Origin of the sequence: uncultured Flavobacterium sp. (genome assembly GCF_963975515.1) — a bacterium.
In the GTDB taxonomy this organism is placed as follows: domain Bacteria; phylum Bacteroidota; class Bacteroidia; order Flavobacteriales; family Flavobacteriaceae; genus Flavobacterium.
This window is the reverse complement of sequence record NZ_CAXBGY010000013.1, coordinates 1-14947: the sequence shown is the minus strand read 5'-3', so window position 1 is coordinate 14947 and position 14947 is coordinate 1. Positions and strand designations below refer to the sequence as shown.

Below are 14947 nucleotides of genomic sequence, written 5' to 3'. Positions count from 1 at the left end.
TGAAATTTGGAATCATTAAAAACAATTTTATATTTTTCGATATTTAGATATCCATTAAATATTGATGAAATTCACAGTTACACTAATCACAATGATTTGAGTGAGACTAAAGGTGAAATAAGTCAATTAATAGAAAGAAAAATACTAACAGATATTGATGGTTTTTATGTATACGGAAATGATTTAGAAAGCGTTACCAAAAGATTAAAAGGAAATATTCAAGCAAAAAAAGCTATGATTATTGCCAAACAAAGAGCCAAATTTATTTCAAAATTTCCTTTTGTAAAAGCCGTTGGAATTTCTGGTTCTTTATCAAAAGATTATTATGATGAAGATAGTGATATTGATTTTTTTGTGATTACAAAAGATTCAAAACTCTGGATTTGTAGAACATTATTGATGCTTTATAAAAAATTATTTCTTTTAAATTCAAGAAAATATTTTTGCATCAATTATTTTATATCTGAAAGTCAATTAGAAATTCAAGAAAAAAATAGATTCACCGCAACCGAATTAAAAACCTTAATTCCTTTAGAAGGAAAAACAATTTTTGAAGATTTTTATAAAAACAATAATTGGATTAATGACTATTTTTCAAATTTTCAACCAAATACAGATTCAGTAAATTCTACTGAAAAGACATATTTTACAGCGTTTTTAGAGTTTCTTATGAATAATAACGTTGGAAACGGAATTGATTCTTTATTCAAAACACTTACACTTAAAAAATGGAATTCAAAGTTTCATTATTTAAATGAAGATGATTTCAAAATAGCTTTAAAATCAACAAAAAACATATCAAAACATCATCCATCTAATTTTCAGAAAAAAGTCATTACAGCTTTAAATGAAAAAGTAGAAGAAGTACAAATAAAATTTAAAATCGAATTAGCTAAAGAGTATGTCTAAAATTCTTTTTTCACATTCTTATTATTACAAATTAGATCCAAAACAATGGAAAAACAAAACACCTTTTCCACCATTAGGAACTTTGTATGCAGCATCATTACTTCGTAAAAAAGGTTTTGAAGTCGATTTATTTGACACTAACTTATTAGATTCTCCAAATACAATTTCATCTAAAATAAAAGAAAACAATCCTAAATATGTAGTCATTTATGATGATGGATTTAATTATCTAACCAAAATGTGCTTAACCAATATGCGTGAAGCTTGTTTTGAAATGATTACAATTGCAAAATCATTTGATTGTAAAATAATAATATCTAGTTCAGATTCTACAGATCATTATGAAAAATACATAGAAAAAGGTGCAGACTTCATCATTCAAGGTGAAGGAGAAATAACATTATCAGAATTAATAACGCATTTAGAAGAAAACAAAAGTGTTGAATCCATAAACGGAATTGTCTTTAAAAACGAAACCGAAATTAAAGTCAATCCAAAAAGAAAAGTTCTTCAAAATTTAGACGAATTACCTTTGCCTGCTTGGGATTTGGTTGACATGAATTCCTATAAAGAAGTTTGGAAACAAAGCAAACAAGAATTCACTTTAAATTTAGCTACAACTCGTGGTTGTCCTTACAAATGCAATTGGTGTGCAAAACCCATTTATGGAAATCGTTACAATGCGCATTCTCCAGAATATATCGTAAAAGAAATTACATATTTAAAAGAACAATTTGGTGTAACCCGTTTTTGGATGTGTGATGATATTTTTGGTTTAAAACCAAATTGGGTTCAAGAATTTAATGTCGAGTTAAAAAAAGCAAATCAAAAAATTAGTTATTATATTCAAAGTCGCGTTGATTTATTATTAAAAGAAGACACAATTGATGCTTTGGCTGAATCTGGTTTAGAAGAAGTTTGGGTTGGTGCAGAAAGTGGTTCGCAAAAGATTTTGGACGCTATGGACAAAGGCACACAAGTAGAAGAAATTTATGAAGCAACACGTCTTTTACAACAAAAAAACATTCGTGTTGCACTATTTCTTCAGTTTGGCTATTTGACAGAAAACCAAGAAGATATTCAGAAAACAATTCAAATGGTTAAAGATTTGAAACCCGATAACATAGGAATTTCAGTATCATATCCTTTGCCAGGAACAAAATTTTATGATAAAGTAAAAGACGATTTAAAGTTGAAAGCCAATTGGACAGATTCAGATGATTTTGATATGATGTTTCAAGGAACTTACAATTCTAATTATTATAGAAAATTACAACGTTTTGTACATAAGGAATTCAGAAAATCACAAGGATTTCAAAACCTGAAAAAATTTTCATTAACTAAAGAAAAAATAAAATCAATTTTAAAATTGGGATATTATATTCCGAGTGCTTTTTTGGATAAAATGGCTTTAAAAACTTTGGAAAATGAAAGCTAGTTTTGACAAAGCGGCCCAAAATTATGATGACACTTTCTCCAATTCTAAAATTGGAAAATTGCAACGAAATGTTGTATATCATCATCTTGAAAAGTTACTTTCAAATCAAAAACTAAACATTCTAGAAATTAATTGTGGAACTGGTGAAGATGCCATTTGGTTAGCCAAGAAAAATCATATTGTAATTGCTACAGATATTTCAAATGAAATGATTGCTGTTGCTAATACTAAAGAATCACATCAAAACGGCATCTTTGTTCAAGCTGACATTACTACAATTACAGAACAATTTAAAGATAAAAAGTTCGACACTGTTTTTTCAAATTTTGGAGGCTTGAATTGTTTAGATAAAAATGAATTATCACAATTTCTAAACTCAGTTTCCACTATTCTATCAGAAAAAGGAAAATTGATTTTAGTGATAATGCCAAAAAATACACTTTGGGAAAAAGTATATTTTATCCTAAAAGGTAAATTTAAAACCGCTTTTAGACGTGCCAAAAAAGTAGCTTTTGCAAATGTTGATGGCATAAGTGTTCCAACGTATTATTATAATCCAAAAGATATTGTAAATTTATCCAAATCAAATTTTGATTGTTTAGCTGTTAAACCTGTTGGATTTTTTATTCCACCATCTTATTTAGAACCTTTTTTTAAAAATAAGAAAGGTTTTTTACGATTTTTAAATAAGCTGGAATCAAAAATCAAAAATTGGTCATTTCTTTCAAAATTTGCAGATCATTATTTAATTGTTTTACAAAAAATATGAGTTTACTATTTACACATGCTTACTATTTATCTGATGACTTGAAAGAGCAAAAGATAATGAAACCTTATCCACCATTAGGGTTGTTGTATGTGTCTGCCTATTTGAAAAGTAAAAATATAGGTAATGATGTTTTTGACACTACTTTTTCATCTATAGAAAAACAATTAGAATTTATTAAAAATAAAAAGCCAAAAGTAATTTGTATGTACACCAATTTGATGACAAAAATTGAAGTCATTAAATTAATAAAAACACTTAAAACTGAAAAATTCAACTTTCCGAAAATTGTTCTTGGTGGTCCAGATGTTTCTTATAATGTAGAAAATTATTTAAAAGCTGGAGCTGATTTTTTAGTCATTGGTGAAGGAGAAGAAACTACTTTTGAGTTGTATAATGCCATTATCAATAACGAAAATTATCACAACATAAACGGAATTGCTTTTTTAGAAAACAACGAAGTCATTCAAACCAATCCTAGAGTAAAATTTAAGGAATTAGATGAATTGCCTTTGCCAAATAGAGATGCAATTAACATGCAAAACTATTTGGATACTTGGAAAAACAATCACGGACAAAGTTCCATGACGATTTCTACGCAACGTGGTTGTCCTTATACATGCAAATGGTGTAGCACAGCTGTTTACGGACAAAGTTATAGAAGAAGGCCGGCAGAACAAGTGGCTGAAGAAATGAAAATGTTGAAAGAAAAATTCAATCCAGATGCTCTGTGGTTTGTGGATGATGTTTTTACGGTGAGTCATAAATGGTTGTTAGCTTTTAGTGAAGAAGTTTTGAAACAAGATGCCATAATTCCGTTTGAATGTATTACTCGTGCGGAAAGATTGAACGATGAAATTTTAGATTTATTAAAAGAAATAGGTTGTTTCAGAATTTGGATTGGTGCCGAAAGTGGTTCGCAAAAAATCATTGACTTAATGGACAGAAGAGTTGACGTTAATGTTGTGAAAGAAGCCATTCAAAAAACAAATGCTCTTGGAATAGAAACTGGAACATTCATAATGCTTGGTTATCCTGGAGAAACGGAAGAAGACATAACTGAAACTATACAATATTTGAAAGATGCAAATCCAACTTTATACACTATAACAGTTGCTTATCCAATAAAAGGAACTTCACTTTATAATGAAGTCGGAAATAAAATTACAAGTAAATTAGATTGGGAAACCTCAACCGATAGAGAAATTGAATTTGAACGAACTTATTCCAAAAAATTCTATAAATATGCTGTTAGCAAGGTTGTGAATGAAGTTGAATTTAGCAGAACAAATTCGAAAACATCTATAAAAGCATTGAAGCATAAAGTGAAATCTGTTTTGGCTAGTGGATTAATGATTTATCATAGACTATTATGATTTACAACTTCATAATTATAGAAAAAAATTTCCCTTTTTCTTTGTACAGATTAATAAAAAGCTAATTTATAAATATTCCACTGTATAAAAAATTGCCATAATAAATGAAAATTAAATGAAATTAACACAACTTTTTATAGCTATTAAAAAGATAGTACCTAAAGATAATTATAAAAAATTACATCATTTTTTATATGCTTCATTAGCATTTAGTATTATGGATTTAATTTCAATAGCATATTTAATTCCTGCAATTCTTCTTATTTTAGACAAAGACAAATTAGTCACATATATTAATACATTCGACCTAAATATTGAACATATAAACGACACTACTTTACTTATTGGAGTGTCTTTATTGGTTTTATTATATTTAGTAAAGAACATATTACACACTAGGTTTAATGTAAAGCTATATGATTTTCTCTATTCAATGTCACACAATCTTTCTATGTCAATTTTAGAAAAATATTTAAAAAGTGATTACATTACTTTCCAGAAACAAAATAAAGGAAATTTAATTCAAAAAATTACTAGAGTTACCAATGACTTTAGTTCATCTCTTTTAGGTTCACTTATATATTTAGTATCAGAATTTTTAATCTTGTCAATAATAATTATTTTTCTGATGTTTTTTTATTTTAAATTAACATTAATGATATTGGTTTTAGTAGGTGTTTTTGCTCTTTATTTATACCAAATGAAAAAAAAAGAAATTAATCTTATTAATGAAACATTTAAAGAAGCTTATTCTAAATCTAATGCTGAATTATTAAATATACTTGATGGATATATAGAAATTAAAAGTACAGGAAACCACAACTCTTTTTTAAATAAGTTTAAAACTCATAACAAAGCTTTAAATGAGGTAACTAGTTTACTAACATCTTCATCAAGTAATTATTCAAAATATTTAGAGTTGTTCTTAATTATAGGAATTGCTGGATTTATATTGTATAATTTTCTTTTTCCAAATAGTACTGAAAACTTCGTTTTGATATCTGTTTTAGGTGCTTTAATTATTAAAATAATTCCTTCTTTAAGTAAGATTCTAAATTCCATAACAATAATAAATTCTCATATTTATAGCGTAAATACTTTAATGGATATTAATAAAATAGAATCAGAGTCGATAGTTTATAATACTTTTAATGACGTACTATCTTTCAATGAAATTGATTTTAATTATTCTAAAAAAGATACAATTTTTGAAAATTTAAATTTCAACATAAAAAGAGGAGAAATTATTGGAATAAAAGGAGTTACAGGTTCTGGAAAAAGCACTTTCTTACATATTGTTGCAGGTATATTAGCTCCTGAAAAAGGAGAAATAAGTGTTGATGGTAATGTCGTTGAAAAAAATCATTTTTTTCAATTCATTAGTTATGTTGCTCAACAACCTTTTCTATTTAATGGAACTTTACTAGAAAATATAACGATGAGACAAAGTACAAATATTGATCTCGATTATATTAATTTTATACTTGACAATTTAGAACTAAAAAACATGATAGAAAAAATGCCAATGGGTTTAAATACAATAATAACTCACAATAGTTCTAAATTATCAGGAGGACAAAAACAAAGATTAGCATTAGCACGAGCATTATATAACAAACCAAAACTTTTAATTCTTGATGAATCAACAAACCAACAAAATGAAAAACTAGAAAGTAAAATATATGATTTTATTAAAAAAACAGCAAAAGATAAAAACACTGCTGTTATAATAGTATCTCATAACCCATCAATATATTCTTTATGTGATTTCGTTTATACATTAGAAAATAACAACTTAATTATTAATTCTAATTAAATGAAAAAGTTATTATTTATAACACCTAGTTTTCCAAAAGATGATAGTGAAAGCTATATGGTTTGTTTTCTTCAACACGTATTTCATGCTTTTGTTGAAAAATATAAAAATGTAGAAGTAACTATTATTTCTACACAAAAACCAATAAGCACACCTTATTATTGGCATGGAATAAAAGTAATTCCCCTAAATGGTAATAATATTAGATATCCCTTTAAAATTATCTTTCTTATAAAATCATTTTATAAAATAAATCGTTTAAAAAAAGAAAACAAATACGATGGAATTTTGAATTTATGGTATAATGATTTTAGTGTTTACTCTCATTTAACAAACCAAAAAACTTATTCATGGATGCTTGGCCAAGATGTAAAAAGAGATAATATCTTTTTAAGATTATTTAAACCAGATTCTAAAAAGATTATAGCTATTTCAAATTATAGTAATAACGTTTTATATGAATCAATAAAGATTAAAGCACATAAAATTATTCCAATAGCTGTAAACAAAAATTTATTCCCTGAATTAAATACAAATGAAAGAAGCATTGATGTTTTTGGAGCTGGTTGGTTATCTCCATTAAAAAATTATTCCTTATTTTTAGATATAATTTTAGAATTAAAAAATATTAACCCAAATATAAAAGTTGAAATTGCTGGAATTGGAACTGAGGAATCTAAATTGAAGGAATTTGTTAAAACAAACCAATTAGAAAAAAACGTAACATTCTTAGGGTTACTTTCACATAAAGAAATACTTTTAAAAATGAATAATTCTAAAATATTTCTACACACTTCTACTTTTGAAGGTGGACCTACTGTTTATTATGAAGCTTTATATTCAGGTTGTCAATTAGTAGGAACATTACAAACGATGGATAGAGCTGTTGAAAATTTTTATTGTGCTAATTCAAAAAAAGACATATTAATAACCCTTATAAACTTATTAGAAAATCCTAAAAAACCAAAGCGAGTGATTTATTATTCTATGGATTATGTTTGTGAAGAAGTATATAATCTTTTTTATAGTTAGTCCTTTAATTTTTTTATTAAATGAGACATTTTTAAACCAATTGCTTCAAAAGAAGTTTTTTCTCTAAACATATTACTAACTCTAATCCTTTCAGAGTCTAGTTCTAGACTATCTAATAAAATTAACTTATTTGCTAAATCAATATAATCGCCTTTTTCAAAATGATAACCAATGTTACCATTGTCTGTCATAATCTCAAAAGAAGGAATATTACTAACAATAGGTATACAGCCACAAGCTGTTGCTTCTGCCATAGCGATTCCACTTCCTTCGGTAAAAGAACAAGAAATATAAAAATCTGAAGCATTATACCAGTCTTCTAACTCAGAGTTATCAATTTTTCCCTTCAAAAAAACCGTTTCTTCTAAATTATTTTCCACAATAAAATGTTGAACTTCATCTAATAAGTTCTCTCTATTAAAAAACATAAATACTAAAAAAATATTTCCTTTATTTTCATGCTGTTTAATTGCCTTTAGCATTGTCATTGGGTCTTTATTCTTGTCTAATCCTCCTACCCAAATAAATATTTTTGAATTTGCACCAAGTTCAAGTTTATTTCTACAAATTAATTTATTTTTAAGAACAAAAGGTGTTGAACATTCCATTATTTCATAAACTTGTTCTTTCTTTTTAATTAAACCTTTTTTAATATAACTTGATGCTTGTTCTTTACTAACAAATAAATAAGCATCAGCTTTAGAATATGCAATTTTTTGAATAAAAGATTTAAACCTATTTTTAGAAGGTTCACCAGCATGATGTTGAATTATCCATTTAACCTTATCCCGAAATAAATATTTACAAATCAAATATCTAATTGGAAATGAGAAACTATGAAAAAGAACCACTGAATTTTGACTAGATTTAAAAAAACGATAGAACTTCATTAAATCAATAATGTTGTATCTATATAATTTATAATTATCCGCTTCTTGAAAAGAGCCTCCAAAACGAACTATAGAAGCTCGAATCTCATTTGAAAGAAAATCAAGATAACCTAAAGAATGCCTAGTTAGTCTTTTTTCATTACTAATAGATTTAATATTTCTATCATAAACAGATAGATCAATGAAATTTATCTTCCCCATTTAAATAAAATTGTTAAAATTATTTTTGAAAGTTAGTTCAAATTTTTAGTTCTATAAAATAATTATTCCTTTTATGGTTACAATTCAATACAAACATTAACCTAATCTTGCTATTTTAAATTTAAACAAATAAAAATCACTATTTTTGGGATATTAATACTAGAAATGATTACACAATTATTAAAATCCACTAACAAAAAACTATTGCCAAAAAATTATCTTTTTGGTCCAGAATGGATTGTGCTTGGAGTAAATAATGTTTGCAACTTACATTGTAAAATGTGTGATGTTGGAACAAAAAATATGGATTCTAATTTTGCACAAAATTTAGTAGGAACACATCCTTTAAATATGCCATTAGATTTAACCAAAAAAATAATAGATGAAACAGCAAAATATTACCCAAAAGCAAAATTAGCTTATGCATTTACTGAGCCATTGGTTTATCCACACTTAGTTGAATCATTAAAATATGCTAATGAAAAAGGTTTGTTTACAACTATTACAACAAATGCATTAACATTATCAATCAAAGCAGATTTATTAGTTGATGCAGGTTTAAATGAAATTTTTGTTTCCTTAGATGGGCCAGAAGAAATACACAACGAAATAAGAGGACATAAAAAATCTTTTCAAAAAGCAATTGAAGGAATAAAAAAACTTAAAGCGAATAAAAACTGCCCAAAAATATCTGTGATTTGTGCCATAACACAATGGAATATAGGTTTCTTAAATGAGTTAATAGCTAAATTATTAGAAGTTGAAGTTGATGAAATTGGATTTATGCATACTCAATTTATAACTACAGAAATGTCAAACACTCACAATGAATCTATTTGGGGAATAAACTACCCTATTAAAGACTCTAATGTGGATTTAATAGATTTTTCAAAAATGAATTTAGATTTGCTATTTGAAGAAATCAAAACAATAAAACAAAACAAATATCCTTGTAAAGTTTATTTTTCACCAGATATTTCTACAAGTTCTGTACTAAAAAAATACTATTTAGAACCAGAAGAAAAAATTGGAACAAATTGTAATGCTGTTTATACTAGTATTATGATAAAATCAGATGGAAGTGTTATTCCTGCACATGGAAGGTGTTACAATTTAACTATTGGAAATATCTATAAAGAAAAATTATCAACAATATGGGAATCATCAATACTAAAAAATCTTAGAAAAGATTTAAATACAGCAAATGGATTATTACCAGGGTGTAATAGATGTTGTAGTGCAACTTAAAAATAATGAGCAAAAACAAAACAATACTATTCAATCCTAAAAGTGCTAATAGCAAGCATCGAATTCCTAATTCTATCTTACAAGTTGGAGCATCCATTCATGGAAAATTTGAATATGTTTTTGTAGATGGAAATTTAGAAGAAAATCCTTGGCAAACTATTGAAAATCATCTAAAAACAGGTGAATTCAAATATTTTGGTTCTACAGTTATGCCTGGTCCTCAATTGCGTCAAGCGATTCCGTTTACAAGAAAAATTAAAGAACTTTTTCCAGATGTTATAACAATTTGGGGTGGTTATTTTGCTTCAAATCAATATAAAGTTTGTCTAAATTCTGAAACTGTAGATTATGTTATAAATGGTCCAGGAGACAATACTTTCCCAGAATTATTAAACACTTTAGAATCTAATAGTCTTGAAAATTTATCATCTATTAAAAATCTAATTTTTAAAAATGATAAAGATGAAATTGTAAAAAATGCAGTTGAAGCTTTACTAGATCAAGACACGTTACCAAAATTTCCTTATGAGTATTTAAACTCCTTTTATCCTGTAAAAAATTATTTGGCTAAAACCTTTATGGGAAAGACTACTTTGTCTTATCATTCAAGTATGGGTTGTCCTTTTTCTTGTTCTTTTTGTGCTGTTGTGCCTATTTTTAATGCCAAATGGAAAGGAATGTCTGCTGCAAGAATGTATGAAGACGTAAAATTTTTCAAAGAAAAACACAATATTGATGCTATTGAATTTCACGATAATAATTTCTTTACATCAAAAAAGAGAGTTTTAGAATTTTCGGAACTTATTTTAAACGACAACATCAGTTATTGGGGAGAAGGAAGAATCGATACCATTAATATGTATAGCGATGCTGATTTAAAATTGATGCGAAAAGCAGGTTGTAAAATGATATTTCTTGGTGCTGAAACCGGAAATGATGCTGTTTTAAAACAGATGAACAAAGGTGGAACACAATCGGGACAAATGATTAAAGATTTTGTACTTCGAATGAAAAATGCTGATATAATTCCGGAATTATCTTTTGTTTTAGGAATGCCTGCAAAAACCGAGAAAGAAGTATATGACCAAATTTTGTGGGATATTAATTTTATTAAGGAAATAAAAGAAATCAATCCAAATGCTGAAATCATAATTTATCTATTTAGTCCTGTTCCAACAGAAGGTTCTGATTTATATCAACAAATTTTAGATGCAGGGTTTTCATTTCCAGAACGATTAGAAGACTGGATTTCGCCAAGTTGGGAAAACTTCGATTTACGAAAAAACCCTTTAACTCCTTGGTTAAAACCTTACATGATTGACACTATTATGAATTTTGAAACAGTGTTAAATGGTTATTATCCAACAGTTTCAGATTTTAGAATTAAAGGTTATAAAAAATCAATCTTAAAATCAGTTTCAGGAATTAGATACAAAACAGGGTTTTATAAATTTCCCTATGAAATAAAAGCATTGCATAAATTTTGGAAATACAGACAACCAGAAATTGAAGGATTTTATTCTGAATAGAAAAGGAATATGAGAGAATTCATTAAAAAAATAACACATCCCTTTTTAAAACTTGGATTAAAATTATTCTATTTTAAACCTAGAAAATATTGCTATGAAGACATTTGTATTAAAGTTCATCCAAATGTTTTTCCACCTCATTTAACCTTAAGCACAAAAATTTTACTTGATTTTATCAAACCAATAGAATTAGAAAATAAAACGGTTTTAGAGTTAGGTTGCGGTTCTGGGATTATTTCACTTTTAGCATCAAAAAAAGGAGCAAATGTCTTAGCTTCAGACATTAATAAAACAGCTTTGAAGTTTTTAAATGAAAATGCAGAAAAAAACAAACTTTCAGTAACAACTATTTATTCTGACTTGTTTGATTCAATAGAAAATTCTACTTTTGATTTCATCATTATTAATCCACCTTATTATCCAAAATCTCCAAAAAACATAAAAGAACAAGCTTGGTTTTGCGGTGAAAATTTTGAATATTTTGAATCATTATTTTCTCAACTCCTAAACTATAAAAAAACATCTAATTCTATTTACATGATACTTTCCGAAGATTGTGATTTAGAAAGAATAAAAGCTATTGCAAAAAAAAACAACCTATCAATGAAATGTGTAGCTCAAAAAAGCGTTATAAAAGAAATAAATTATATATTTATAATTGATAAAATTGAATCATGAAAAAAATAGTTTTAATAGCATTATTGTTTTTAACTTTTACTGGTTATACGCAAGAACGTTTCCAAAGATTAGATAGTTTATTGACCTATTTAAACGACAATAATAAATTCATGGGTTCAGTTTCCTTGCGAGAAGGAAATGAAGTTGTGTTTTCAAAAGCTTATGGCTTTGCTGATGAAGAAAAGAAAATTGAAGCAACAAATTCTACAAAATATAAAATTGGTTCAATTACAAAAACATTTACTGCAACTATTATTATGCAGTTAATTGAAGAAAAAAAATTGCGTTTAGAAAGCAAGTTGACCAAGTTTTTTCCAAAAGTTCAAAATGCAGAAAAAATTTCTATTTATGATTTATTACACCATAGAACAGGAATTAAGGATTATATCAATCAAGATTCACTTTCAGTTGAAGATTTTGCTAGTAATGATTTAAAAACGGTTATCTACAACAAAATAAACAATTATGAATCTATTTTTGAGCCAGGTTCACAATTTTTATACAGCAATTCAAATTATTATTTATTAGGTGGAATAATCGAAAAGTTAACAAAAGAATCTTATTCATCAAATGTTGATAATAGAATTATTAAAAAGCTTGGATTAAAAAACACTTATTATCCAAATGGCAAAATAGATTCTTCCAAAAAAGAAAGTTATTCTTATATTTTTAATGGCACTGATTGGGAAAAATCAGCTGAATGGGGAAATAATGTTGCCTTCGCTGCTGGTGAAATTATATCAACACCAGATGATTTAACCGAATTTATGTTTGCGTTGTTTAATGGAAAATTAGTTAAAAACACTTCCTTAGAAGCCATGAAAGATTTAAAAGAGGGTTATGGAATAGCTTTAATGCAATTTCCGTTTGGAGAAAGAAAATTTTATGGACATACAGGAGGAATTGAAAACTTTAGAGCAGTTGTTGGATATTATCCTAATGACAATTTGGGAGTTTCCTTAATAGTAAATGGCGATAATTTTAATAGAAATGATATTATGATTGGGATCTTAAGCATCTATTATAAAATACCTTTTCCTTTTCCAAATTTTGACAAAATTGACAATTCTGTTTTATCAAAATATACTGGGATTTATACTTCTCCAGAAATCCCTTTAAAAATAACTGTTTCAATTAAAAACGGAGAATTAATTGCTCAAGCAACTGGTCAACCTTCTTTTCCTTTAACACCAAAAAGCGATACTGAATTTGTTTTTCAAACAGCTGGTATTGAAATGGTTTTTGAAGAAAATAAATTTACCTTAAAACAAGGAGGACAAAAATTTAAATTTACTAGAGAGTAGTTTAAAATTTTTTAGTTGATTCTCGTTGACGTAGTTCTGTTTTAATAACAACTGTTTTGTATTCTGGAATTTCTTTTTCCGTTTTGTCTTCTAATCTATCAATTAATAAGTCAGCAGCGTTTTTTCCAATTTCTGGTGCATGTTGGCTAACCGTTGACAGACTTGGTGTTAATCTTTTAGACCAAACACCATCAGCAAAACCAATAAAATTTATTTCCTCAGGAATTTTTACCCCTTTTTTTAAGGCTAATCTAAAAGCAGTTGTTGTTGCAACTTCATTTAAAGCAAAAACAGCATCTATCTTTTTTGAACTTAATAACTTTTCGAATTTTGATTCTAAAACATTTATGTCATTTTCAACTATTAATAATTCTACATCTAAAATTTGATTTTTACTTTCAATTGCTTTTTTAAAACCTTCTAATCTCAACTTTCCAACACTTATATTATCAATAGTAGATAACAAAGCAATCTTTCTACAGCCAATTTTAATAAGGTGATTAGTGGCATCAAAAGCAGAATCTAAATCATCCACTATTACTTTATCACATTTTATTTCATCAGCAACTCTGTCAAACATAACAATTGGTGTTCCGCTATTTAGAATCTCTTTTATATGAGAATATTTTTTTTCTGATTGCGTTTCTTCTGAAAGTGAAATAATAAAGCCGTCTATAGTTCCATTATTTAACATTTCCATCACCTGCTCTTCTTTCTTTTGAGATTCATTAGAAATTCCAGTAATAACATTGTATCCACGTTCTAGTGCACGTTTTTCAATTCCGCTAAATACTTTAGCAAAAAAAGGATTTAATATATTAGGTATAATTACACCAATGGTATTCGTTCTTTGGTTTTTTAAATTCTTAGCTATACTATTAGGCTTGTAGTTTTTTAAAGCCGCAAACTCTTTTATTTTTACTTTTGTACTTTCACTTATCTCAGAACTATCACTTAATGCTTTAGAAACAGTTGATACAGAAACCCCTAATTCTTTTGCGATTTGTTTTAATGTTGCTTTTGATTTCATAATATGTTAAAAAGGTAAAATTAGTGATTTTAAAATAATATTTTGAACTTAAGGTTAATAAAGTTTGACATTCCTTTTACATATTTATAACCCTTCTTTTTTTGCTCTGATTATAACTACTTCATTCACAATGCAAATAATAATGTAATTCGTGTTTGGTTATATAATAAATAATTGTACTTTTGCACTCCCTTACCCGAACCATCGGATGGGAATGGAATGTTTAATTAAAATAAATTATCGTGAACACATTAAGCTACAAGACGGTTTCAGCTAACAAAGCCACAGTTGACAAACAGTGGGTTGTTGTAGATGCTGAAGGTCAAACCTTAGGTCGTTTTTCTTCAAAAGTAGCAATACTTTTAAGAGGAAAGCACAAGCCTGGTTTTACACCGCACGTTGACTGTGGAGATAACGTAATAGTTATCAACGCAGAAAAAATCACCCTTAGTGGTAACAAGCTAGACGAAAAAACATATATTCGTCACACAGGTTACCCAGGAGGACAAAGAAGTTTGACTGCTAAAGTAATGCAACAAAAAAACCCTGCATTATTAGTAGAAAAAGCTGTAAAAGGAATGCTACCTAAAAATAAATTAGGTGCTGAGTTATTCCGAAATTTAAATGTATTTGTAGGTGCTGAGCATACTCATGGAGCTCAAAAACCTAAAACTGTTAACCTAAACGATCTTAAGTAATGGGAGTTATTCACAAAATCGGTAGAAGAAAA

Annotated in this window: 13 protein-coding genes; 11 read left to right on the top strand and 2 right to left on the bottom strand. The window is 27.3% G+C overall.

Annotated elements, in window-relative coordinates:
* The first annotated feature begins 6 nt into the window (after positions 1 to 6).
* The 6 genes from AAC008_RS12735 to AAC008_RS12710 all read left to right on the top strand — a co-directional run bounded on the left by AAC008_RS12735 (position 7) and on the right by AAC008_RS12710 (position 7337).
* Positions 7 to 909 (top strand): nucleotidyltransferase domain-containing protein, encoded by a 903-nt coding sequence (locus AAC008_RS12735; RefSeq protein WP_339889686.1) that lies wholly within the window; start codon positions 7 to 9, stop codon positions 907 to 909.
* Entirely contained in the window at positions 902 to 2347 is a 1446-nt protein-coding gene (locus tag AAC008_RS12730) for a radical SAM protein (RefSeq protein ID WP_339889684.1), read from the top strand. The genes AAC008_RS12735 and AAC008_RS12730 overlap by 8 nt, the downstream gene beginning before the upstream one ends.
* Positions 2337 to 3116 (top strand): class I SAM-dependent methyltransferase, encoded by a 780-nt coding sequence (locus tag AAC008_RS12725; RefSeq protein ID WP_339889682.1) that lies wholly within the window; start codon positions 2337 to 2339, stop codon positions 3114 to 3116. Before AAC008_RS12730 ends, AAC008_RS12725 begins: the two co-directional genes overlap by 11 nt.
* Entirely contained in the window at positions 3113 to 4489 is a 1377-nt protein-coding gene (locus AAC008_RS12720; RefSeq protein WP_339889680.1) for a radical SAM protein, read from the top strand. Before AAC008_RS12725 ends, AAC008_RS12720 begins: the two co-directional genes overlap by 4 nt.
* Before the next feature lie 115 nt (positions 4490 to 4604).
* Entirely contained in the window at positions 4605 to 6305 is a 1701-nt protein-coding gene (locus AAC008_RS12715) for an ABC transporter ATP-binding protein (RefSeq protein WP_339889679.1), read from the top strand.
* Entirely contained in the window at positions 6306 to 7337 is a 1032-nt protein-coding gene (locus AAC008_RS12710) for a glycosyltransferase (RefSeq protein ID WP_339889678.1), read from the top strand. It abuts the gene before it with no gap.
* Here the strand turns inward: AAC008_RS12710 and AAC008_RS12705 are convergent.
* Positions 7334 to 8428 carry a glycosyltransferase gene (locus tag AAC008_RS12705; RefSeq protein WP_339889677.1) on the bottom strand — a complete coding sequence of 365 codons (1095 nt, stop codon included), beginning with the start codon at positions 8426 to 8428 and terminating at the stop codon, positions 7334 to 7336. The genes AAC008_RS12710 and AAC008_RS12705 overlap by 4 nt on opposite strands.
* Before the next feature lie 165 nt (positions 8429 to 8593).
* On the opposite strand from AAC008_RS12705, the gene AAC008_RS12700 reads away from it, so the two are divergent.
* Genes AAC008_RS12700 through AAC008_RS12685 form a run of 4 tightly spaced genes read left to right on the top strand, consistent with a single transcriptional unit; the run spans position 8594 to position 13187 of the window.
* Positions 8594 to 9676 (top strand): radical SAM protein, encoded by a 1083-nt coding sequence (locus AAC008_RS12700; RefSeq protein WP_339889675.1) that lies wholly within the window; start codon positions 8594 to 8596, stop codon positions 9674 to 9676.
* Positions 9677 to 9681: 5 nt separating this feature from the next.
* Entirely contained in the window at positions 9682 to 11205 is a 1524-nt protein-coding gene (locus AAC008_RS12695; RefSeq protein ID WP_339889673.1) for a radical SAM protein, read from the top strand.
* A 9-nt stretch (positions 11206 to 11214) separates the two neighbouring features.
* Positions 11215 to 11883: a methyltransferase gene (locus AAC008_RS12690; protein ID WP_339889671.1), complete on the top strand. Its 669-nt coding sequence runs from the start codon at positions 11215 to 11217 to the stop codon at positions 11881 to 11883.
* Complete coding sequence (locus tag AAC008_RS12685; protein ID WP_339889670.1) at positions 11880 to 13187, top strand: serine hydrolase domain-containing protein; 1308 nt, start codon at positions 11880 to 11882, stop codon at positions 13185 to 13187. The genes AAC008_RS12690 and AAC008_RS12685 overlap by 4 nt, the downstream gene beginning before the upstream one ends.
* Position 13188: 1 nt before the next feature.
* On the opposite strand, the gene AAC008_RS12680 is transcribed toward AAC008_RS12685, so the two are convergent.
* Entirely contained in the window at positions 13189 to 14217 is a 1029-nt protein-coding gene (locus tag AAC008_RS12680; protein ID WP_339889669.1) for a LacI family DNA-binding transcriptional regulator, read from the bottom strand.
* Between the two features lie 242 nt (positions 14218 to 14459).
* Here AAC008_RS12680 and rplM point away from each other — a divergent pair, with 242 nt between their 5' ends.
* Positions 14460 to 14915, top strand: a complete 456-nt coding sequence (rplM, locus tag AAC008_RS12675) for a 50S ribosomal protein L13 (protein WP_339889667.1) — start codon at positions 14460 to 14462, stop codon at positions 14913 to 14915.
* Positions 14916 to 14947 lie beyond the last annotated feature (32 nt).